Raw genomic sequence first — 22,503 nt, 5'->3', positions numbered from 1 at the left:
TACGACAGTGCCCACTCGACGTGGGGAGCACGTCGAGTGGGCACCTGGTCACCAGCGGGCGTATGCCGCGTGGCCGGCTCTCAGTGGAGGGCGGGGTAGTCCGTGTAGCCCTCGGCGCCGCCGCCGTAGAAGGTCGCGGAGTTCGGCTCATTGAGCTCGGCGCCCTCGCGCCAGCGGCGGACGAGGTCGGGGTTGGCCAGGAACTCGCGGCCGACCGCGACGAGGTCGCCGAGGTCGCGCTCGAGGATGTCCTCGACGTCGGCGAGCGAAGTCACCGAGCCGAAGCCGGTGTTGAGGATGACCGGTCCGCCGAAGCGCTTGCGCAGGTCGCGCACGATGTCGGACTCCGGGTCGCCGAGGATGCTGAGGTAGGCCAGGCCGAGCGGCGCGATGCCCTCGACGAGCGCCTCGTAGGTCGCAGCGGTGTCGGCCTCGTCCTCCTCGAGCACACCCTGGATGTTGTGGGCGGGCGAGATGCGGATGCCGACGCGGTCGGCGCCGATGGCCTCGGCCACGGCCTTGGTGACCTCGATCGTGAGGCGGGCCCGGTTCTCGGGCGAGCCGCCGTACTCGTCCGTGCGCTGGTTGCTGCTCGGCGCGAGGAACTGGTGCGGCAGGTAGCCGTTGGCGGCGTGCACCTCGACCCCGTCGAGCCCGGCGGCGACGGCCTGGCGGCCGGCATGGACGAACTCGGCCACGAGCCCGGGGATCTCGTCGGTCTCGAGGGCGCGCGGGACGGGATACGGCTGCTGGCCGTTGGCCGTGACGATCTCGCCGGGGGCGGCGATGGCACTGGGGGCCACGCTCTCGAGGCCGCCCTTGTTGTCGGGGTGGGCGATGCGACCGGCGTGCATGAGCTGGACGACGACGTGGCCGCCACCGTGGTGCACGGCGTCGGCGACGAGGCGCCAGCCGGCGACCTGCTCGTCGGAGTGGATGCCGGGGGTGTCGAGGTAACCCTGCCCGACGGCGCTCGGCTGCGTGCCCTCGGTGATGATCAGGCCGGCGCTCGCGCGCTGGCCGTAGTACTCGGCGTTGAGCTCCGTCGGCGCCTGGCCCTCACCCGCGCGGTTGCGCGTCAGGGGTGCCATGACGAAACGCTGGGGGAGGTCCCAGCGGCCGATGCGGATGCTCTCGAAAGCCGTGCTCACAGGCCTGCTCCTCAGATGTGGGGGACGATCTGTGAAGGCCCACCGCGTGTACATGCGGGTGGTGGAGCCTTCAACTACCTAGGGGACAAGGAGTGGGAGCGGCCGAACATTCCCGATTGCCCACAGTTGTGGGCCAGCTCGCAGGCGACCAGCGGGAGATGTGCAGAGGGGATGCGGAAGGGGAGGACGCCCTCGGCGTCCTCCCCTTCCCAGCCGCGTCAGCGAACGAGGGTTGCTGCTCGGCTCACGGCGCGTAGATGAAGTCCATGCCCCCGCTGAGGGTCACGGTGCGGGTGTCGTAGTTGTACGGGCCCGCGGTGGCGTTCATCTCGATGATGGTGACCCGGTTGCCGTTGACGGCCGTGACCCAGCCGACGTGGCCCACGCTCGAGGAGCCGGCGACGCCGGGCTGCATGACGATGATCGAGCGGGTACGCGGCGTGCTGCTCACCGTGTAGCCCGCAGAGCGTGCGCCGGAGGCCCACGCCATCGCGTTGCCGGTCCAGCCGCCGGGGTAGTAGCCCTCGGACTGGTACCACTTGTTGAGGGCGCCCCAGGTGCACTGGCCCGCGGTGGCCCAGTTGTGGGAGGCGCGCATGCCGGCGGAGGCGCCGGGCGCGTAGCCGTTGCTGCTCGGCTTCGTGGTCGAGGTGCTGGCCGTCAGGGTGTGGCGGGTCAGGTCACGCGAGGCGCGCTCGGCGGCAGCCTTGCGCGCTGCCGCGGCCTGGGCAGCAGCGGCCTTGGCGGCGGCGGCCTTGGCCGACGCGGCGCGCTGGGCCTGGACCTGGAGGTCCTGGATGACCTGGGGGGTCGGCTGGGCCACGCGCTTGGCGGCGGCGTGCTGCACTGCCGGCGCGAAGCCGATCTTGGACAGGGCCGTCGAGCTGGCCGGGGCGGCGGCCGTGGCCGGGCCCACTGCGGCCGGCGCGCCCTGGGGGGCGGCGGCGGCGTTGGCCGGCGCGGCGGCGGGGGACAGGGTGTCGGCGCTCGCCGGGTTGGCGAACCCGGCGACGAGGCCGCCGGTGGCGGCCACGAGGGCGCCTGCCTTCAGGGCGGGCTGGGCCGACTCGCGAGCGAGGAGCTTGAGCTCACTCAGGGGGTTGTGGCGTCCGGGCGCGCGGTGGCGCCCACGGGTGGTGTCGTTGATCACGGCTGTGCCTCTCCGCGCCTACGAAGTTAGCTGTCGGGTTCGGGCGGGGAGGTGCCCGGCCTCGGACCCAGCTGACGAAGACTTCGTCGCGCGGGGGCCGTGGCTTAACCCCAAGGACGTCCGGAGCCGGAGCACCGGACGCCCGGAGAAACGTGTGGTTCCTCCGCTCCTGTCACATGGTTCATGTCTTCTCGCGGGTGGTGACAGGACTAGGCGGTCCACCGCGCGAGAGCCCGACCTGATGGACGGACCCCCGAAGACTAGATGAGCAGATCGGTCAAAGTCACGCCGAGGTAGCGCAAGGGTGCAGGGAGTATCAGGAAATGTCCACTTCGAGCGCTCGCCCTCCGCACGGCGGCAGGGGCTGCTTGTGAGGCGGATCACAGCCTGGACCCATATGCCGGCGGGCTGGACGGGGGTACAAGCGCGTCCGTCGGGACGGTCAGGTGCGCCAGGGCGCGATGGGCACGTGGCCCCTGCCGGTCAGCTGTCGGAGCTCTCCGACACTGCGGTCCTGCGCTCGAGGCACAGGCGGGTGATCTCGGCGATCAGCTCGAGGGGGACCGGGCGGTTCACCGGGAAGCGCACCGTGTCCTTCGCTCGCCGGAAGGGGGCGATCGCCTCTTCGAACTCGGGGCCACCGGTCGGCACCGGGTAGAGGCCCACGTGGTTCTTCCAGCCGGCGTAGTAGATGAGGGGCTTGCCGTCGACGGTGAAGGTCGCCATGCCGTAGCTGATCTTCTCGGCCGCGTGCGGCGCGACCTTCTGGATCGCCCGGCGCACTCCGGCAAGCTGCGTCCGCGTCTCCTCCGGGTAGGAGTCGATGTAGTCATCGACTGACGCAAATCTCGGGGCCAATCCTGGTCCTCACTTCGGTCGGACCGGTCATGGAGGGGATGATTCCGACTCTATTGCGCCAAACGGACCTCCGCAAAGGCAGGTCCAGCGGGCGGGAACCGCTCAGAGCTCGACCCACTGCTCGCCGCCGAGCACGCGCTCGACCACGCCGTCGGCGTCACGTCCCAACAGCGTCGCGGCGGTGAACTCGGCGGCCAGGCCCTCGAAGACCTCGTGCCGGCGCAGCATCGCGTGCTTGCCGCCCGACACGGTGACGTAGCCGACGCGCTCGGCGGTCCGGGCCAGGTTGCGGGCCACGGAGGCCGACCTGCGCGCCGGCGCCACCCGGTCGTCGTCGCCGTGGACGATGAGCACCCGGCGTCCGGAGACGTCGGCGCGGCCCTCCTCGGGGTAGACCCACGGGTTGAGTGCGACGGCACTGACCACCGAGTGCTCGCCGGCCGCGAGCAGGGCGGCGCGTCCGCCGAGCGAGTGCCCGACGAGAGTGACGGGCACGTCGGGCCCGAACCGCTCGGCGACCTGGCCGAGCGCCCACCGCACGTCGTCGACCGGGGTGTGCGTCGCGTCCCAGCCGCGCGTCGAGTTGAGCAGCCGCAGCACCGCGGCCTCGCCGCGGACGGCGCGCGCGATTCGGGCCGCGATCGGGACCATCCGGAGCACCGAGAGCTGGGCCGGGCTGACCCGCATCGAGCCACGTCGGGCCGCGCCCCCGTGCAGCACGAGGGCGACGCCGCGCGGTGCGCTCGGCGCCACCGTGTCGACAAGGCGGGCGTGCGTCATGTCGGCCGCCTCTCTCAGGGGTCGTGGTGGGGTGCCGTGCTCAGGTGCCGTGGTCAGGTGCCGTGGTCGTAGGCCGGGTGCCCCCGGTCCGCGCGCAGGCCGGCGGCGTGCGTGATCGACTCGCGTGCTCACCGGCTTGGTTCGGAGCGGCGGCGTCGTCGGGTTGGTCGCAGACGGCATACCCGTTGGTGGAGCTCCGTCCTGCGACGCTCAGGGGCGCAGGAGGACCTTGATGGCGCGGCGCTCGTCCATTGCCCTGTAGCCCTCGGCGACCTCGTCGAGCGGGAGCGTCAGGTCGAAGACCTTGCCCGGGTCGAGGCTGCCGTCGAGGACCCGCTCCAGCAGGTCGGGCAGGTAGGTGCGGACCGGGGCCATGCCACCGGCGAGGCCGATGTTGCGCACGAACATCTGCCGGACGGGCAGCTCGACGCCGTGCGGGGCGCCGACGAAGCCGACGCTCGAGCCGGGCCGGGCGATGCGGAAGGCGGTCTTCATCGACTGGTCCGTGCCGACGCACTCGAGCACCGAGTCCGCGCCGATGCCGTCGGTGAGCTCGAGGATCGCCTCGACGCCGGGATCGTCGCGCTCGGCGACGATGTCGGTCGCTCCGAACTCACGAGCCAGCTTCTGGCGCGGCTCGTGACGCGACATCACGACGACCCGCTCGGCGCCCAGCTCCTTGGCGGCGATGACGCCGCAGAGACCGACCGCGCCGTCGCCGATCACGACGGCCGTGCCCCCGGGGCGCACGCGCGACGAGACGGCCGCGTGCCAGCCGGTCGCCATGACGTCGGTCAGGGTCAGCAGCGAGGGGAGGAGCGCGTCGTCGGGCATCCCGTCGGTCTTGACCAGGCTGCCGTCGGCCTGGTTGACGCGGACGAGCTCGGCCTGCCCGCTCTCGGTCCAGCCCTGGTGGACGCAGACGGAGGTCATGCCGGCGCGGCAGTGCGGGCACGTGTTGTCGCAGTGCACGAACGGGATGACGACGAAGTCGCCCATGCGGAAGTCGCGCACGTCGGCGCCGGTCTCCTCGACGACACCGACCGCCTCGTGGCCGATGGTCGAGCCGGGGGTGATCGGGTTGGCGCCGCGGTAGGGCCACAGGTCCGAACCGCAGATGCAGCCGGCGACGACGCGCACGATCGCGTCGGTCGGCTCCTCGATCGTCGGGTCGGGGACCTCGGAGAGGCGGATGTCGCCGGGGCCATGGATCGTCGTCGCGCGCATGAACTCATCCTTACCCACCGGCGCGTTCTCGATCGAGGGACGCCTTCGCGCCCAGGGTCGCGCTCGCTGCGTTGCGCTCACACGGGCGCGCTCGCGCGGGCGCGTCCGCGGGGCGTGGCGGTGCTCGCGGCGTGGAGCGTCGGCGGCCGTCCCGAGCCCCTCTTTCCTTGCGTATGCCGTGGGCCGCCGCCGATGCCGCTCGCACCGTCACGCCCCGCTCCCTACGTGCCGCTGCACCCCCGCTCGCAAGCAGCGAAAGTGCCAACTCTCGTGCGTCGGGCGGCGCACGAGTTCACGACGGCCCCCAGCTGTCAGGCGGCGCTCCTCCTCAGGTTGGTAGGGGGTCAGCCTCGGGAGCGGAGGCGGAGGTTGGGGAGCTCGGGGGCCGGGAGGGTGTGGGTCCAGGCCTCGGGGAAAGTGCCGTAGCGCGAGTGGGGCGGCGCGGCGGCATACGAAACCTGCTCATGGGCCTCGCGCTCACGCTGCCAGTCCTCGCGGAAGGTGACGATCTCGTCGTGGCTGCGGCCGATGAAGTTCCACCACATGACGATCTGCTCGCCGAAGGGCGTGCCGCCCAGGACGAGGAGGCGTGCCGGCTCGTCAGGGCCGGCCTCGACCGTGATGCGGTCGGCGCCGGTGGGCTGGAAGACGATCTCGCCCGGCTTGGCGGTGGCCCCCCCGAGGGTGACGAGCCCGCTGTCGCAGAGGAGTCCGTGCTCGTGGGTGGGGTCGACGGCGATGGTCAGGGAGGCGCCGGGCTGCAGGGTGACCTCGGCGCCGACGAGCTCGGAGAACATCGTCACCGGCGAGCTCTGCCCGAAGAGGGTGCCGAGGAAGACGAGGACCCGCGCGCCGTCGACCTCGCTGACCGTGGGCGCGTAGTGCTCGAAGCCGGGCTTCGTGAAGCGGTCGGCCTCGGGGAGTGCGACCCAGAGCTGCGCACCGTGCAGGACGGTGGTCCCGGGGGTGGAGTACTCGGAGTGGGCGATGCCAGAGCCGGCGGTCATGATGTTGAGCTCGCCCGGGCGGACGAAGGCGTGGGCGCCGGTGGTGTCGCGGTGCTCGACCTCGCCGGAGAAGAGCCACGACACCGTCTGCAGTCCGGTGTGCGGGTGGCCGGGCACGACCATGCCGCCCGTCTGGGACACGTCGTCGGGGCCGTAGTGGTCGACGAAGCACCACGCGCCGATGAGCGTGCGCTCGCGCTGGGGCAGGCTGCGGCGGACCGGCATCGCGCGCGGGCCGCCGAGGGGCACCTCGCGGTAGGGCAGGACGGTGACGGCTGGCTCGGGCGCGTCGTCACCGCAGACGACCTCGGAGGGGTGGCGGTCGGGATTGCTCACGAGATCAGGCTAGGCCCGCGCGCAGGCGCGGTTGCTACGTTGCAAGGATGACGGATCCCGCCCCCACCACTCCCGCTGCCGGCGCGACGACGGAGCGCACCACCGGCCGGTGGTCGGCCTGGCGGGTCGTGTGGTGGTTCGGCTTCGTCAGCCTGGCGGCCGACATGGTCTACGAGGGCGCCCGCTCGATGTACGGGCCGCTCCTCGCCTCTCTCGGGGCCAGCGCGCTCGTCGTCGGTCTCGTCACCGGCGCCGGCGAGGCGATGGCGCTCGTCCTGCGCCTCGTCTTCGGGCCGCTCGCCGACCGGACCGGCCGCTACTGGGGCCTGACGATCGTCGGCTACGGCATGACCGCCGTCTGCGTTCCGCTGCTCGCCGTCACACCCTTCCTCGGGGGGGCGGGACTGGTCGTCGCCGCCGTCCTCATCCTCCTCGAGCGGTCGGGCAAGGCGGTGCGCAGCCCGTCGAAGTCGGCGCTGCTCGCGCACGTCGCCTCGGCGGTGGGGCGCGGTCGCGGGTTCGGCCTGCACAAGGCGCTCGACCAGGTCGGCGCGCTCTCCGGGCCGTTGCTCGTGGCCGCTGTCGTGGCCGCCTCCGGGGCGATCTGGCCGGGCATGGCGGTCCTCGCGATCCCGGGCGTCGTCGCGATGCTGCTGCTTGCCGTCATCCGGTCCCGGGTGCCGGACCCGTCGGTCTACGACGCCCCGGGCGTCGCCGAGGTCTCCGCGGCGCCGCCCGGCTCGCCGCGTGGAGGGCTGCGCGGCTGGTTCGCCGACGCGGTGGGCTCGGGGCTGCCGCGCGAGTTCTTCGGCTACGCGCTGGCGGCCGGTCTCACCACCGGCGGGCTCGTCACCTTCGGGATCCTCGGCTACCACCTGACGGTCGACCACCTCGTGCCCGTTGCGACTGTGCCCGTCGTGTATGCCGGTGCCATGGCCGTCGAGGCGCTCGCGGCCCTCGGCGTGGGCCTCGTCTACGACCGCCGCGGCGGCGCCGTGCTGTATGCCGTGCCGGTGCTCGTCGCGCTCGTGCCCCCGCTGGCCCTCTCGGGCACCGTCTGGGTCGCGCTCGTGGGAGTCGCCGTGTGGGGCCTGGCCTACGGGGTGCAGGACTCGACGGTGAAGGCACTGGTCGCGGAGGTCGTCGAGGCGCCGAGGCGCGCGACGGCATACGGCGTCTTCGCGGGGGTGCAGGGTGCGTTCGCGATCGTGGGCGGTCTCGTGGCCGGGTGGCTGTACGACCGGTCGCTGCCGGCCCTGGTCGTCGTCGTCGCGGTGAGCCAGCTCGTCGCGCTCGTGCTGCTGGTGCGGACGGTGCGCTCACTGCACCGCACGCCGCGCCCGGCCTGACGCTCGGGGATGAGCGAGCGCCCCGCCCCACGCGGTGGTGGGACGGCGCGCGGATGTTCAAGTTCCGGCAAGGATCACGCCGACGCCCGCGTCAGCGGAGCGAGAGCGATGAGGAGCAGGAGCGCTCCGAGCGGGACCAGACCCCAGGGCAGCAGGAGGACTCCTGCGGCGAGGGCGGCCAGCGCGAGCGAGCCCACGGGAAGGCGAGCCTCGAGCGTGAGCGCGACGAGGACCAGGCCCAGTGCGACCGCGGTGAGGACCGGACCTCCCCACGTAAGGGCGGCCGGCAGGTTGGGGCCGAGGAGGCCGAAGGCGTGCCCGAGCGAGGCGGCCGCCGTGGCGCCGGCGCCGAAGGCGGCCAGCAGTGCCGCGGGTGCAGCCACCGGCAGGTGACGGAGCTTCCTGCCGAGCGCCATTGTCAGCCAAGCGAATCCGCCGGCCGCCCCGACGAGGAGTATGCCGGCAGTCACCGTGAGTGCCCCCTGCTGGCGCGCGGAGACGACGACGCCGAGACCACCGAGTCCACCGACGCCACCGAGTCCCTGGAGGCCTTGGAGGGCGTCGGGACGGTCGAGCCCGGTGAGCCCGTCGACCCAGGCGACGATCCCGTGGGCGAAGAGGAGGAGCGGGGCCAGCAGCGCGAGCAGGGGGACTCGGTCGAGCACCTCCGAACCCGGCCTCGGGTCCGCGCTCGCGCGGGCGTCCGCAGCGGACGGCGTGCCGGCGGGTCGAGTCGAGGACACGGTGCTGGTCGTCATGCGACCAGCGTGGCCGCGCGTCGTGCCCACGCCCATCGGGGTCGACCCCGAGCCGGCCCCGAACCGCCCCTGAGAACACGCCTCCTGTGACGGCGTCGAGAAGTGGCGTCGAGAGTGGCTTCGAGAGTCGAGTACGCTTTTCGGCCGTTTCGCTCACTTTGGCCAGACTTTGGCCGTAGCGTTCCGGTCATGGGGCGGGGTGGCGGTGGGACCGCGTCCACGCGATGTTAAAGAGGGGGTAAACATGGCGGTTCGCTTCAATGCTCCTCCGGGTTGGCCGGTGCCGCCCGAGGACTGGCTTCCCGGCGAGGACTGGATGCCCGACCCGGGCTGGCCCACGCCCCCGGGCGGATGGAGGTTCTGGACCGTCGGCGAGCACCGACCCGCGCTCCTCGACCACGCCCCGGGTGCCAGGGCCGGAGCCACCGGTGCGTACGGCACGGACCGGGGGAGCTGGCTCGACGGCCTGCGCCGGAGGGCTGCCGCCGGCGCGATCGGGGTCGACTCGCTTCCCGAGGCGTCGCCTGCAGCCCCCGGGACGACGGCTGCCACGACGGCCGCGGCGGAGACCGAGCCTGCGGCTGAACCGGCCGTCGAGCCTGCGGCTGAACCGGCCGCCGAGCCGGCGGCTGAGTCGGCGGCTGAACCGGCCGCCGAGCCGGCGGCTGAGTCGGCGGCTGAACCGGCCGCCCGGGCGGCGGCAGACGATTCGGACCGTGACTTGGGGCTCGAGGCGCTGCTGAGCGCCGCAGGTCGGCGGGGGCTCTGAGATGGGTGTCCAGCTGCAGGTCGCACCAGAGGTGCGGCTCCACTCCTCGGAGGCCGGTCTCCGGGCGAGCCTCCCCGACCGCGCCCGGCCCGTGTCCGGACCGAATCTGCGCGAACCCGCGCTCAGGCACTCGGGCCCTGGCGAGCCTGCCGTCGAGGTTCCGGTCGAGCGGACTCGCCTGGCGGAGCTCGTGCTGAGGGCTCACCAGGCCCGGGGGTCCGACGATGTGAACGGCCTGCAGGCCGTCGAGGAGACCTTGACGACCCTGCACCTGCAGAACCGCCCGCCCCGCCGTCCCGCCGGGGGGTCCGGCCCGACCCAGCTGCCGGCCAAGGAGCGTGCGGTCCTGGCGCGCGAGGCCTTCGCTGCGGCCATGCCGGAGATCTCGGTCTTCAAGCGCGCCGCTCGCTCGAGAGCCCGTGCGGTGGCCGAGACCGAGGCGAACGGTTTCGCGCGGGCTGTGGACGTCGCGCACGGCGTGATCACGCAGCACCGAGCCGCGCTCCTGGACGACGAGTGGGATGCGCTCGCCAGCCATGACCGTTGCGCCGTCATCGCGGAACTCGACGCCGAGTTCGCCGCCACCGAGTGCGACTGCACGTGTGTCGACGCCGGACGGGACGCGCAGACCTCCCGCGCCTACGTCACCGTCGTGGCTCACTACCCGGGGCTCGAGATCGCCGGAGACCGGGGCCCCGGTGTCTCGGGGAACGGGCGCCCGATGCTGCGCCGACGCACGCGATCGGAGCGCAACGCCGTCTACCTGCGGGCGCTCGCCTCGTTCGCCATCGCCACCGCGCGGCGCGCCATCAGCGTGGCGGTCGCCGCGGACGACATCCACCTCGTCATCGTTCGCCCGTCCCAGGGTGGCGAGGGCCCGGAGCCGATCTACGTCGGCACCCTGAGCCGCGAGGCCGTGACCCTGCGTCCGTCGCTGGCCGATCCCGTGCCGCTGCTGCTCGGATGCGCCGCATACCCGCTGCAGTTCGACGGGCCCGCGCACGACCTCTTGGCACTGGCGCCCGACCCTGCCGTCCTGGAGCTCGTGGGGCTCTGTGCCGAGGCGCTCGGGGGCTCACGGGCCGACGGCTCGCTCGAAGGCGGCGCGAACTGAGGGCCCTCGCGGGCCCCGCCTTCAGTCCTCGCCGGCGGGCGCCGGGCCGTCGACGTTGACCGTCGGCGTGCCGGAGCCGCAGCGCACGATGACGGCGCGTGACGTGCCGTCGCCCGGGTTCGACTCGCGGTGCACCGCGCCCGCCGGCACGCGGAGGAAGTCGCCGGGTCCGGCCTCGGCCACGACCGAGCCCCCCGGCCCGGACTCGAGCCGCATCCGCCCCGAGACGACGTACAGCGTGGTGTCGTGGTCACCGTGGTGGTGCCAGCCGGAGACGGCGCCGGCCTCGGTGTCGACGGTGCCGGACCACATCGTGTCGGTCTGCAGGGCCACCTGACGGGTCATCCCTGGCGTCGGGTCCGCCGGGCTGAGGGCGTCGCCCGGGACGACGGTGCACGGCTGGGCTGCGGTGTTCGGCGTGTCCGGCTGCTGGCTCATGAGCCCATCAAAGCGCGTCTGCCGGACGGACGGGAGGTCGTCAGCAGGTCCCGTCTTTGACAGGGTGGACGCATGAGGACCGACCACTTCATCCGTTTCGAGCACGTCGACTCCGTCGAGCAGACCGAGCGCGGCCTGCTCGCGCGCCTGCACGGGGAGCTGCTGCGGTTGGAGCCCGTGCGTCCTGACGTCGTGCGCCTCCAGCTGAGCCGCGGGGGAGCGTTCGACGAGCAGCCGACGTATGCCGTGTGCGTCGACCCGCTCGGGCCGGACGGTGGCGAGGGGGTGTCCTGGCAGGCGCAGGAGTCGGACGGTGCCTGGAAGCTGAGCACGGACGAGCTGGTCGTGACGCTGTGGCTCGACCCGTTCCGGGTCGACGTGCACCGCACCGACGGGTCGGTGGTTCTCGAGTCGGCACCCGACTCGGAGGGCCGCTACTGGACCTACGCCACCCTCAACGACGCGTGGACCACCCGTCGTCGGATCGGCCGGGACGACGCGATCTACGGCCTCGGCGAGAAGGGCGGCCGGCACAACCGGCGGGGCCGCGACTTCACGCTGTGGAACACCGACGTCCTCAACGGGCACTCGACGGCCGAGTTCCGGGCGGGGCTCGACCCCGACGACCCGCGTGCCGACATGTCGAGCACCGAGTTCGACCCGTACTACGTCAGCATCCCCTTCTTCTACACGCGCGACGCCGAGACGGGCGCGGCCGGGGGATCCTTCGTCGACAACGGCTACCGCGGCTCCTACGAGTTCAGCGCGGAGGACGAGTACCGCGTCTCGTTCCACGGGGGCCAGTGGACCGAGTACGTCTTCGCCGGACCCTCGATGGCCACGATCCTCGAGCGCTACACCTGGTTGACCGGCCGGGCGTCGCTGCCGCCGATCTGGGCGCTCGGCTACCACCACTGCCGCTGGCACGCCTACCAGCAGAAGGACGTCGAGGTCATCGCCAAGCGCTACCGCGAGGACGAGTTCCCCTGCGACGCCATCTGGCTCGACATCGACTACATGGACGGCTACCGCGTCTTCACCTGGGACTCGGAGCGCTTCCCCGACCCGGCCGGCATGCTCAAGGGTCTGGCCAACCAGGGTTTCCGGACCATCTCGATCGTCGACCCGGGCGTCAAGCACGACCCGGGCTACGAGGTCTACGACGACGGCCTGGCCAAGGGCGTCTTCTGCCGCACCGAGGGCGGCGACACCTACATCGGGCAGGTGTGGCCGGGCAACACCGTCTTCCCCGACTTCGCGACGCCGGAGGCGCGGACCTGGTGGGGCGACCTCAACGCCAAGCACGTCGAGTCGGGCCTCGCCGGCATCTGGAACGACATGAACGAGCCGGCCACCGGCGAGATCCCGCCGGAGCGGATGCTCTTCGACCAGGGGACGGCGTCGCACGAGCGCTACCACAACCAGTACGCGCTGCTCATGGCGATGGGCACCATCGAGGGCCTGCGCGCGGCCCGCCCGCACGACCGCACCTTCATCCTGTCGCGGGCCGGGTTCGCCGGCATCCAGCGCTACGCCGCGAACTGGATGGGCGACAACCAGGCCCGCTGGGACCACCTGTGGGTCAGCATGCCGATGGCGTGCGGCTTCGGCCTGTCGGGCCAGCCGTTCGTGGGCGCCGACATCGGCGGCTTCCAGGGCAACACCAACCCGGAGCTGTTCCTGCGCTGGTTCCAGATGGGCGTGCTGACCCCCTTCTGCCGCAACCACTCCGAGACCGGCAACATCGACCAGTACCCGTGGTCGTTCGGCCCCGAGATCCACGACCTCACCCGCGAGGCGGTGCGGCTGCGCTACCGGCTCATGCCCTACATCTACTCGGCGTTCGTCCGGGCGTCCGAGACCGGCGAGCCGGTGCAGCGCCCGCTCGTGCTCGACTACCAGGACGACCCGGAGGTCGTGGACGTCGACGACCAGTACCTCTTCGGCCGTGACCTGCTCGTCGCGCCGGTCACCGAGCAGGGCATGACCTCACGCTCGGTCCACCTGCCCGCCGGCGACTGGTACGACTGGTACACCGGCGAGCTGCACCCCGGTGGCCAGCGGATCACGGTCGAGACGCCACTCGAGCGCATCCCGCTCTTCGCCCGGGCCGGAGCCGCGATCCCGATGTGGACGGAGGTGCCCGCCTCGACCGACGGCTACCGCCCCGAGAGCATCGAGCTGCACGTCTTCGACCCGGTCGTCGACGGCCGCTGGGAGTCGCTGCTCGTCGAGGACGACGGACTGACGATCGCCGCCGAAGAGGCGGCGGCTGAGCCGCAGCGGCTCACCACGACCGTCGTCGTGACCCGCTCGAGCGGTGAGGTGGCCGTCGAGCACGAGACGTCGGGACCCGGGTATGCCGGCCACGCGCGTACGCGGTTCGACATCGTCCGCCACGGGGTAGAGTGAACCGGCGGCCGTAGACCGCGCCTCACGGCATACGCCCCCGGGGCGGGTCTCCTGCTCAGCTCGAGCGGGAGACCGTCGTGACGCCGCCCACGAAACAGGTCGTGAGGTCCAGGCACACCGGCCTGCTGTGGCCCTCGGGGGGATACGTCCCGTCGTTGGTCCACACGCCGCTGTTCCACATGACCGGCCACGTGTCGTTGCTGTAGCCGTGGCCCGCCAGGCAGTGGCTCGCGTTGACGCAGGCGAGCGAGCCGAGACGGTACGCCTCGGACTGGGCCCCTTGGAACGCCCAGGCCGAGCCGTTCCACTGGCCGACGACGCCCGAGTCGAAGACGGCCAGGCACGAGGTGGCGGAGCCGCAGGAGAGCAGCAGCAGCTCGTCGTCCGGGAGGGTGGTGGGCACGCGCCGGATCGCGGTCAGGGCCGAGCCGGCGTACTGCCGGTAGGTGCTGTTGTGCGAGAGCAGCATGCACGGGCCGCCGGTTGAGCAGGCCAGCTCGGGCCCGCGACCCCACCGGTCGGTGATGGTCGCCACCGGAGCCCACCACCCCGTTCCGGCGAACCGGGAGAGGCGCCCCTGCTCGTCGATCGCGAGGCAGAGGGTGGGGCTGGAGCAGGCGAACTCCACTGCCGAGAGGGGCATCGTCTTCGCCGCGCCCCACGAGCCGCCGGACCAGACGCGGTAGGAGCGATTGGTGCCGTCGACGGCGAGGCAGAAGGCCGCGCCGGAGCACTCGACGGCGGCCGGCTGGGTGAAGAGCTTGGCCGAACGGGTCCACGAGGAGCCGTTCCAGCTCACGAGGAAGCCGTTGAAGTCGAAGAACGAGCACGCCATGGTCGAGCGGCACCCGACCCGGCCCACGCCGCCCGTCGTCTGGACGGAGGTGGAGACGAGCGCCCAGCCGGCGGTGGAGGTCCACCGGTAGAAGCGGCCCCGGTCGTCGATCGCGAAGCAGGCGCCGCCCGTCCGTGGGCATGAGACGGCCCTGATGTCGCCGATGCCGGCGCTCAGCTTCCGCCGCTCCAGCAGGGTGGTGCTGGTCCACCGGGCGACGTTGCCCTGGTTCTTGGACATGCACAGGGTCGGCGAGCCACACGAGAGCTGCTGCGCGTAGTCGTCGACGCTGTTGGAGCTGGGGAGCGTCTGGAACGACCAGGTCGTGCCGGAGACGGTGACGCGGATGCGGTCGCCGAGGGCGAGGCAGCTCGTCGCAGAGCACGCGATGGTGCGCGGGTTGCCCGCCTGGTAGTCGGCGAAGTAAGCCGTGCTCCAGCCGGTCGAGGTCAGGGTGCCCCTCCAGTTGCTGGAGGTGGCGTTGCCGGTCGCGACCGCGAAGCAGCGGGCCGCCGCCTGGCAGGCGACGTCGTTCCACTCGACGCCGCGGAGCGAGCCGATGCGCGCGGGTGCCCTCCATGTCGTGCCGTTGCGCGTCGTGTAGGTGCCGTCGCGGCGGATCGCCACGCAGTAGCTCGTGGTGGGGCAGTCGAGGGAGGTCCAACCGCCGATCGGCGAGCCGGTCGGCCGCCAGGTGCCGCCGCTCAGCTCGATGACGGCGCCGTAGCGGATGGCGAGGCAGTGCCCGGCGGCGGGGCAGGTCAGGGAACTGACGAGCCCCTCGTAGGTGGACGAGGGGTCCGGGGCCGAGGCGAACGCCTGAACGGGCTTGGACCACGTCGTCCCGTTCAGCACCTGGAACGCGCCCGTGTTGTGAACCGCCACGCACCACGTGCTCGTGGCGCACGCCATTGCACCCGGCCAGCCGACGAACGGGCTCGCGGGCAAGGTCGTCCAGGTCCGGTTGGTCGTGACCCGTACGAAGCCGCTGATCTGTCCGAGGCGCCCGGAGACGTCCATGGGGTGGGCCGTGTAGGTGTACTCGAGCCCGGGAACCAGGCCGGTGTCGGTGGCCGTCGTGCCCGGGCCCGAGTAGATGTGGCGTGCGACGTTCTGGCGGTCGGTGCGGGTGATCACGACGCCGACCACGGCGGGATCAGTCGGAGCGGACCACGTGATGGTGGTACTCGTCGCGCCGGCCATCTTCGCCTGGACGTCGGCCACGGGCGGGAGCTTCGTGGCGGTGACGATCGACTTCGGGGCCAGGAACCCGCCGGCGCCGTCCTCGGCCCAGATCGTGTAGCGGTAGGTGGTCCACGGCTCGAGGCCGCTGTCGACCGTCTGGAGGGCGGTGCCCTGGTAGACGAGCGTGCCCGAGTCGGGGCTGGGAGTGCCGGTGCCGGTGTCGCGGCGGATCGTGTAGGTCCGCGGCGGCGTGGTGCCGCAGCACCACGACAGCGCCACCGACCGCCCGCCGGGCTTGGCCGTGAACAGCAGCACGGACGGGTCGGCCGTGGTCGAGGCCGGCGCGGTGACCACGGCGCTGTCTTGAGCGGCTGCCGCGACGCCGCCGGACGGGCCCAGGGCGATGAGCGGCGTGGCGGCCAGCGCAGCGGCGAGAGCCGCCGTGACGAGTGACGTGAAGCGGCGATGACGGTGCGGCGTTGCCACGACTCCCCTGTCGTATGCGGGCCGGCGCCGTGCCGGCCGCGGTGATCGTAGCGCTGGCCGACCCGCCCACGGGGCTGAACGAGCGAGGCTCAGCTGGAGCGGGAGACGGTCGTTCCGCCGGCGACGAAGCAGGTCGCCATGGTCGGGCACTCGGGCGCGCGCGGTGAGCCATCGGGGGAGTAGGACTCGCCGAAGCGAGTCGCCCAGACGCCGGAGTTCCAGGTCACGGGCCCGTAGTCGTTCATCTGGCCGTGGGTGGCGATGCAGTGCGTTGCCGTGAGACAGCTCAGCGACCCGAGCATCTCGGAGTCCACCGCCACCGGGCGGCTGCTCCAGGTGCTGCCGTTCCACTGCGCCCAGCTGCCGGACTCGGCGACCGCCACGCACGACGTCGGTGCGCCGCACGACAGCAGTGCGCCGAGGGCCGGGAAGGCCTGCGGGAGTCTCTGGGTCGCCGTCAGGCTCGTGCCGACGTAGCGCCGGTAGAGGCCGTCGTTCGAGGTGATCATGCAGGGTCCGGCGGGGGCGCACGAGACCCGCGGCCCGGTGCCCCACGTGTCGGCGATCGCGGTCACCGGCGCGTACCAGCTGCTGCCGTTGAAGCGGGAGACGCGCCCCTGGGTGTCGGCGGACAGGCACAGGGTGGGGCTGGCGCACGAGACGTCGGTGGCGTTGAGCGGCATCGCCTTGAGTGCACCCCAGAAGCCCTTGGCCCAGACGCGGTAGGCGCGGTTGCTGCCGTCCACCGCGATGCAGAAGGACGACCCGGAGCACTCGACGATCGCCGACTGGGTGAAGAGCTTGCTGCTGCGCGTCCAGGTGCTGCCGTTCCACGCGACGAGCCAGCCGTTCTCGTCGACGAAGAAGCAGGAGGTGGTGGTGAGGCAGCCGACGCGGTTCACGCCCCCGGTGGTCTGCACGGTGGTCGCCACCAGCACCCAGTGGGCGGTCGAGCTCCACCGGTAGAACCGCCCACGGTCGTCGATGGCAAAGCAGACCCCGGCGTCGCGCGGGCACGAGACCGACGCGACCCTTCCGATGCCGGCGCTGAGCTTGGTGCGCTCCAGAAGGGTGGTCGCAGACCACCGGGTGACGTTGCCCTCGTTCCGCGAGACGCACAGGCCGGCCGAGCCGCACGAGACCTGCATCGACGAGTCGTCGAGATCCTGCCTCGGCGGCAAGGCCTGGATCGACCACGTCGAACCTGACACCATCACGCGGGTGCGGTCGCCGAGGGCGAGGCAGCTGCTCGCCGCGCACGAGAGGGATTGGAGAGAGCCGTAGTCCGCAGAGCTCCCGAGGTAGCCGGTGACCCAGCCGGACGTCGTGAGCGTTCCGCGCCAGTTGCTGTAGGTCGCACTCCCCGTCGCGATGGCGAAGCAACGTCCGGCGGCCTGGCACGACACGCTGGTCCAGATGACCCCCCTGAGCGTCCCCATGCGCTTCAGGGCGGACCACGTCGTGCCGTTGCGCACTGCCCACCAGCCGTCGCCCCGGATCGCGAGGCAGTACGTCGTCGTGGGGCATGAGAGCGACCGCCATCCGGAGGAAGGTGCCCCGGTGGAACGCCAGGCACCGCCGGCGTACTCGATGACGAGGCTGCCGCGGATAGCGAAGCAGCGGCCGGGGGAGGGGCAGGTCAGCGAGTCGACGAGTGGGGAGTACCGCGGCTGCGCCTCCGCCTTGAAGGCACCCTTGGGCGCCGACCACGTGGATCCGGACATCACCTGGAACGTGCCCGTGTTGTTGACCGACAGGCACCACGTGGACGTCGCGCAGGCCATCGCACCCGGCCAGCCGGCATACGGGCTGACGACCGACGTCGTCCACGTGCGACTCGTCGTGACACGGGCAGGTGTGCTGACGGGCCCTTGGCGGCCGGCGGCGTCCTGCGCGACGACGGTGTAGGAGTACCCGACACCGGGCACGAGCCCGGTGTCGGTGAAGGTCGTCGCCGGCCCCGAGTAGACGGCGCGGCCCGCGCCCTGCGGGTCGGTACGCGTGACCGTGACCGCGGCGACGCCCGGGTCGTGCGGCGCGGCCCAGCCGACGGTCGCGCTGGTGGATCCGGTGGCCCTGGCGCTGGGGCTCCCGACGCGCTGGATGCTCGTCGTCACGGCGAGGGACTGCGGGTCGCGAAAGCCTCCGGCGCCGTCGTCCGCCCAGATCGTGTAGCGGTAGGTCGTCCACGGTTCGACAGCGGTGTCGAGGACCTCGAAGGACGTGCCCTCGTAGACGGGAGTGCCCGTGGTGGGGCTCGGTGTGCCGGAGACGTCGACGTCGCGAAGGAGTCGAAGGCCTGCACCGACGCGTCGACCGTCGTCGAGGCCGGCGCCGGGCTCGCCACGGTCGTATGGGCTGCTTGGGCAGATCCTGCGGCCGGGCCGGCGACCACCAGCGACGCGGCGGTCAGGACGAGCGCGATCACGCCCGTGACGGGTGACATGAAGCGGCGATGACGGTACGGCGCAGCCACTTTCCCCTGTCGGACGGCTGCCGGCGCCATGCCGGCGCGCCGAGCGTAGCGTTCACAGCCGACTCTCAGGGCAATTGCGGCGCACGAGCCGGGGAGTCCGCTTGCGCTCGGGTCCGAGGCGAACCGGTTACGCCCTCTTTCGGGTATGCGGCGTGTGCCGCTCGAGCGTTCCTTGAGCGGGTGACCCCCGAGCGGAAGACTGGCGAGATGGCTGACACGGCGAAGGACGAGCAGGGCCAGCAAGGTCAGCAGGGCGGCGAGAGTCTCGTGACCGTGATCGTCGCGTTGGTCGCCAACGCGCTCATCGCGCTCGCGAAGACGATCGTCGCGCTCATCACGGGATCAGCCTCGATGGTCGCGGAGGCAGCGCACTCGTGGGCCGACTCGTTCAACGAGGTCTTCCTGCTCATCGCCGAGCGTCGTGCCGCCAAGCCCCGGGACGCGTCGCACCCCTTCGGCCACGGGCGCGAGGCGTACGTGTGGTCGATGTTCGCGGCGTTCGGCCTCTTCGGGGCGGGCGCGGTCGTGTCGGTGTGGCACGGGATCACGGCGCTTGGCCACGAGGAGCCGGAGACCTCGTACTTCTGGGCGTATATCGTGCTCGCCATCGCCTTCGTGCTCGAAGGGGCCTCGTTCTTCCAGGCGTCGCGGCAGACGCGGGCGGAGGCGCGCCGGCGCGGGCTGCACCCGCTGCGGTTCATTGTCGACACCTCGAACCCGACGCTGCGGGCGGTCTTCGCCGAGGACGCGGCCGCGCTGGTCGGGCTCGTGATCGCGGGCCTCGGCATCTTCCTGCACCAGATCACCGGCAACGCGGTCTACGACGCAGTCGGCTCGATCCTCGTCGGGCTGCTGCTCGGCGTCGTGGCGATCTTCCTCATCGAGCGCAACCGTGACTTCCTCGTCGGGCAGGCGGTGCGGCCGGAGCTGTGGCGGCAGGCGTACGACGACCTCAACGCCAGTGGCGAGGTGGAGCGGGTGACGTTCCTGCACCTCGAGTTCGTGGGGCCGGCGCGGGTGTTCCTCGTGGCAGCCGTCGACCTGACGGGGGACGACACCGAGACGACGGTCGCGAACCGGCTGGCCGCGCTCGGGCACCGCATCGAGCAGAACGAGCTGATCGAGCTGGCGATGATCACGCTGTCGAAGCCGGACGCGCCGGCGCTGGTGCCGGACGGCGAGGCGCCGGCGCGCGTCGGCGGTCAGTGACGACGACCCCTGCCACCCCTTTGGGGGCCGCCCTCGGGGAACGGGGCCGCGGTCCGGCCTGAGCGGCGCCTTCTGCCAGAGCCCGGGCGGCGGGAGGCCCGGTGTCCCCGTCGCGGACATGCCGGTGGCCCCGCCCGAGTGGGCGGGGTGTGGGGCGGGGCGGTCAGGTGTGCCAGGTGACGCCGGTTGGGGTGACGGTGGCGGTGAGGTCGCGGTCGTGGACCTCGGTGTGGTGTCGCTGGCAGAGCAGGGCGCCGTTGGACACGCTGGTGGGGCCGCCGTGTCGCCAGTGGAGGACGTGGTGGGCGTCGCACCAGGTGGCGGGGACGGTGCACCCGGGATAGCTGCAGCCCTTGTCGCGGGCGGTGAGGGCCAGGCGTTGGCTGCGGGTGAAGAGGCGGCGGCTGCGGCCGATGTCGAGCGGGGCGCTGTCGCCGCCGAGGATGACGGGGATGATCTCGGCGTCGCAGGCCATCCGGCGCACGGCGCCGGGGGAGAGGACGTCGCCGGTGAGGGTGGTGCCGCTGCCCGGCACGTCGTCCACGAGGGTGTCGTAGTCGATGAGGACGACGACCTTGGCCTTGTCGGTGGTGACGATGCCCTCGGCGGAGGCGACGCCGCGCTGGACGATGGTCAGCAGGGCGTCGAGGCGGCGGCGGGCGGTGGTGCGCTCGTCCCGGGCGAGGAGGGTGCCGTGCTCGTCGGTGACGGGGGTCGGGGCGGAGAGGGGGTCGATGGCGGCCTTGAGGATGGCGGCTGCTTCGGGGTCGAGGGTGCCGCGCATGCCGACCATGCCGGTGGCATTGGGCTGGGTGAACCACAGGCCGCGGGCCTCGCGTCGCTTGTGGTCGAGCCGGTCCTCGTCGTGGGGCTCGTCGCGCGGTGGCCGGATCTGTTCGGTGTGGTGCCGGGCGAGGCGGGCGAGCTCCTCGGGCCGCAGCCGTGGGGCCTGGTCGGTGAGGTCACCGAGCGCGGTGGCGAGGTCCTCGGGGTCGGCGACCGAGCGGGTGCGGGTGTGGAAGTCGATGATCTGGGCGGCGTTGCCGACGGTGACCTGTTGGGTGGCCACGAGCAGCCGGAGCCGGGCCCAGCGGGCCTCGGTCAGGGCGGTGCCGACGGTCACGAGGGCCTTGGCGTGTCCGGCGGTCAGAGTCGGGTCGTGCCGGCGGAGCCAGTCGCTGCGGGACAGGCCCTCGGGGGCCTTGATGCCGCGGGAGACCAGCTCGGCGACGATGGTCACGAGGGTGACCTCGTGGGTGCGGCGCTGCGCGGCGACGCGTTCGGCGGCCGCGGTGAGATCGGCCTCGGCATGCCGGGTCAGGCCGAACCCGGCCATCGCCTCGAGCGTGACCGCGTCGACCGCGCCGGGCCGTCCGGCCGCCTCCTCACGCGCCTCCCGGGCTTCGTGTCGCGCGCAGACCGAGTCGATCCAGGCCGGGTCCTCGACCATCTCCTCGAAGGCCGCTTCGTCGAGCCAGCGGACGTGGTCCAGGTCGAGCGACTCGAGGTCCTCGGGGGCCAGGTCGGCCCATGGCCCGCTGCACAGGGCCTGCGGTCGAGTGGCCGGGGCCACCGGCCTGCTCGTTGCGCCGGCTCGAGCCAGTCGCTCGGCGCGACCGGTCCGGTGGATGCCGCGTGCCCGACTCGTCCGACGCGTCTGGCTCGGTTGGCCCGTCGGATCAGCCGGCTCACCGTTCGCACTGAATGCGGTCCCGGCGGGAGACCCGGACGCCGCCGAGGAAGCCGTGGCACCGGCGGAAGCAGACGGCATACGGCCCGCGAAGCGCTCCCAGAACCCACGCTCGGCGACGCCGCCCGCGGCGCGCTGGCGCGCCTCGAGGTCGGTCAGCCGGCTCCTGAGGAGCTCGAGCATCGACGGTTCCGGGGCCATGAGTCGAACATATCTTCGACCACCGACAATGCTCAGGACTCGAATTCAGGCGGCGGTCGTCGCCTCGACCCGTGGCTCGTAGCCGACCCGGGTGTCAGGAGTGCCGCCCCGGCCGTGTGACGTGACGACGTAGACGTCACCGTCGAAGGCGGCGCGAAGGTGGTTGGCGTAGCGCCCCGTACGCGTGAAAACACGAGTCCAAGACAGAGCCGACCCCCTGGGCGCTCGATCCTCAGGGTTCCGAAGAGAACCGCGCAGCAACGCTCATTTCCGCTCACTTCTGTGCGACAGTGCGAACGTGCGTTACGCGCGGCATCGTGCAATCACGAATGCGCTGCGAGACGGGGCGGTCTCGGTGCAGGACCTCGTCGCGCGCTTCGGGGTGTCGCCGGCCACGATCCGTCGTGACCTCGCCGAACTGTCCGACGCCGGCCTGGTCGTGCGGGTGCACGGCGGCGCAGCCCCGCTGACGGACGGCGAGATCGACCGCCCGTACGAGGTGGTGGCCGACGAGGCGGCTCCCGAGAAGCGCGCCATCGCCAGGCGTGCGGCCGCGCTCGTGCGCGACGGTGACACGGTGCTACTCGACATCGGCACGACGACCGGCGCCCTCGCCCGAGAGCTGAGGGGTCGCTCGATCACCGTCATCACGCCGAGCCTCGCGGTCCTCGACGTCTTGAGAGCCGACCCCGCGGTCGACCTCGTCCTCGTCGGCGGATCCGTCCGCCGGGCCTACCACTCGCTCGTCGGGCCACTGACGGAGGAGGCGCTCCGGCGCGTGCACGCCGCGACCGTGTTCCTCGGCACGAGCGGGATCGACCCGCACGGCTGGGTCCTCGACACGACGTCGGTCGAGGTGCCCACCAAGCGGCTGCTGCTCGACGCAGGCGGACGCGTCGTGCTCCTCGCCGACCACACGAAGTTCCCGGGCCAGGGCTCGATCCGGGTCTGCGACCTCACCGCTGTCTCGACCCTGATCACCACCGCCGACACCCACCACCCGACCTTGGAGGTCGCCCGGTCACGAGGCACCGAGGTGCTGATCGCCTGAACGTCGCCTGAACCACCACTC

General features: G+C 72.3%; 17 protein-coding genes and 1 riboswitch. Of the genes, 6 read left to right on the top strand and 11 right to left on the bottom strand.

What is annotated here, in order from left to right; all coding sequences use genetic code 11:
* Positions 1-80 precede the first annotated feature (80 nt).
* From LQK93_RS08255 to LQK93_RS08230, 6 genes are all read right to left on the bottom strand, one after another.
* The gene (locus LQK93_RS08255) at positions 81-1,151 is read right to left on the bottom strand and encodes an alkene reductase (RefSeq protein WP_374971060.1); all 1,071 of its coding nucleotides are present in this window, start codon (positions 1,149-1,151) and stop codon (positions 81-83) included.
* Positions 1,152-1,395: 244 nt separating this feature from the next.
* Positions 1,396-2,301: a CHAP domain-containing protein gene (locus LQK93_RS08250; RefSeq protein WP_374971059.1), complete on the bottom strand. Its 906-nt coding sequence runs from the start codon at positions 2,299-2,301 to the stop codon at positions 1,396-1,398.
* A 3-nt stretch (positions 2,302-2,304) separates the two neighbouring features.
* A riboswitch (cyclic di-AMP (ydaO/yuaA leader) is annotated at positions 2,305-2,493 on the bottom strand.
* A 291-nt stretch (positions 2,494-2,784) separates the two neighbouring features.
* Positions 2,785-3,159 (bottom strand): iron chaperone, encoded by a 375-nt coding sequence (locus LQK93_RS08245; RefSeq protein WP_374971058.1) that lies wholly within the window; start codon positions 3,157-3,159, stop codon positions 2,785-2,787.
* Between the two features lie 102 nt (positions 3,160-3,261).
* A complete protein-coding gene (locus tag LQK93_RS08240; protein WP_374971057.1) occupies positions 3,262-3,939 on the bottom strand; it encodes an alpha/beta hydrolase in 678 nt (225 codons plus the stop codon).
* 210 nt (positions 3,940-4,149) lie between these two features.
* Positions 4,150-5,166, bottom strand: a complete 1,017-nt coding sequence (locus LQK93_RS08235; RefSeq protein WP_374971056.1) for a zinc-dependent alcohol dehydrogenase family protein — start codon at positions 5,164-5,166, stop codon at positions 4,150-4,152.
* Positions 5,167-5,510: 344 nt separating this feature from the next.
* Entirely contained in the window at positions 5,511-6,509 is a 999-nt protein-coding gene (locus tag LQK93_RS08230; RefSeq protein ID WP_374971055.1) for a pirin family protein, read from the bottom strand.
* A gap of 47 nt (positions 6,510-6,556) precedes the next feature.
* Between LQK93_RS08230 and LQK93_RS08225 the strand changes: the two genes are divergently transcribed.
* Positions 6,557-7,858 carry an MFS transporter gene (locus LQK93_RS08225; protein WP_374971054.1) on the top strand — a complete coding sequence of 434 codons (1,302 nt, stop codon included), beginning with the start codon at positions 6,557-6,559 and terminating at the stop codon, positions 7,856-7,858.
* A gap of 74 nt (positions 7,859-7,932) precedes the next feature.
* Here the strand turns inward: LQK93_RS08225 and LQK93_RS08220 are convergent, their stop codons facing one another.
* Positions 7,933-8,616 (bottom strand): hypothetical protein, encoded by a 684-nt coding sequence (locus LQK93_RS08220; RefSeq protein ID WP_374971053.1) that lies wholly within the window; start codon positions 8,614-8,616, stop codon positions 7,933-7,935.
* 244 nt (positions 8,617-8,860) lie between these two features.
* Here LQK93_RS08220 and LQK93_RS08215 point away from each other — a divergent pair, with 244 nt between their 5' ends.
* Positions 8,861-9,385 carry a hypothetical protein gene (locus tag LQK93_RS08215; RefSeq protein WP_374971052.1) on the top strand — a complete coding sequence of 175 codons (525 nt, stop codon included), beginning with the start codon at positions 8,861-8,863 and terminating at the stop codon, positions 9,383-9,385.
* 226 nt (positions 9,386-9,611) lie between these two features.
* On the top strand, positions 9,612-10,499 hold the full coding sequence (locus LQK93_RS08210) for a hypothetical protein (RefSeq protein WP_374971051.1): 888 nt from the start codon (positions 9,612-9,614) through the stop codon (positions 10,497-10,499).
* Between the two features lie 21 nt (positions 10,500-10,520).
* Here LQK93_RS08210 and LQK93_RS08205 read toward each other — a convergent pair whose 3' ends face one another.
* The gene (locus LQK93_RS08205; protein WP_374971050.1) at positions 10,521-10,937 is read right to left on the bottom strand and encodes a cupin domain-containing protein; all 417 of its coding nucleotides are present in this window, start codon (positions 10,935-10,937) and stop codon (positions 10,521-10,523) included.
* Positions 10,938-11,009: 72 nt separating this feature from the next.
* Between LQK93_RS08205 and LQK93_RS08200 the strand changes: the two genes are divergently transcribed.
* On the top strand, positions 11,010-13,349 hold the full coding sequence (locus tag LQK93_RS08200) for a TIM-barrel domain-containing protein (protein WP_374971049.1): 2,340 nt from the start codon (positions 11,010-11,012) through the stop codon (positions 13,347-13,349).
* Between the two features lie 55 nt (positions 13,350-13,404).
* Here the strand turns inward: LQK93_RS08200 and LQK93_RS08195 are convergent, their stop codons facing one another.
* Together LQK93_RS08195 and LQK93_RS08190 are read right to left on the bottom strand one after the other, a co-directional pair.
* Positions 13,405-15,855 (bottom strand): hypothetical protein, encoded by a 2,451-nt coding sequence (locus LQK93_RS08195; protein WP_374971048.1) that lies wholly within the window; start codon positions 15,853-15,855, stop codon positions 13,405-13,407.
* An 89-nt stretch (positions 15,856-15,944) separates the two neighbouring features.
* Entirely contained in the window at positions 15,945-17,972 is a 2,028-nt protein-coding gene (locus tag LQK93_RS08190) for a fibronectin type III domain-containing protein (RefSeq protein ID WP_374971047.1), read from the bottom strand.
* Between the two features lie 566 nt (positions 17,973-18,538).
* Here LQK93_RS08190 and LQK93_RS08185 point away from each other — a divergent pair.
* Positions 18,539-19,540, top strand: coding sequence for a cation diffusion facilitator family transporter (locus tag LQK93_RS08185; protein ID WP_374971046.1), 1,002 nt, complete (start codon positions 18,539-18,541; stop codon positions 19,538-19,540).
* 163 nt (positions 19,541-19,703) lie between these two features.
* Here the strand turns inward: LQK93_RS08185 and LQK93_RS08180 are convergent, their stop codons facing one another.
* Positions 19,704-21,431, bottom strand: a complete 1,728-nt coding sequence (locus LQK93_RS08180) for a DUF222 domain-containing protein (protein ID WP_374971045.1) — start codon at positions 21,429-21,431, stop codon at positions 19,704-19,706.
* 298 nt (positions 21,432-21,729) lie between these two features.
* Here LQK93_RS08180 and LQK93_RS08175 point away from each other — a divergent pair, with 298 nt between their 5' ends.
* On the top strand, positions 21,730-22,482 hold the full coding sequence (locus tag LQK93_RS08175) for a DeoR/GlpR family DNA-binding transcription regulator (protein WP_374971044.1): 753 nt from the start codon (positions 21,730-21,732) through the stop codon (positions 22,480-22,482).
* Positions 22,483-22,503: the final 21 nt, after the last annotated feature.

The organism is Terrabacter sp. BE26 (genome assembly GCF_041941675.1).
Taxonomy (GTDB): Bacteria; Actinomycetota; Actinomycetes; order Actinomycetales; family Dermatophilaceae; genus Terrabacter.
This window is presented reverse-complemented; position numbering and strand designations above follow the sequence as displayed.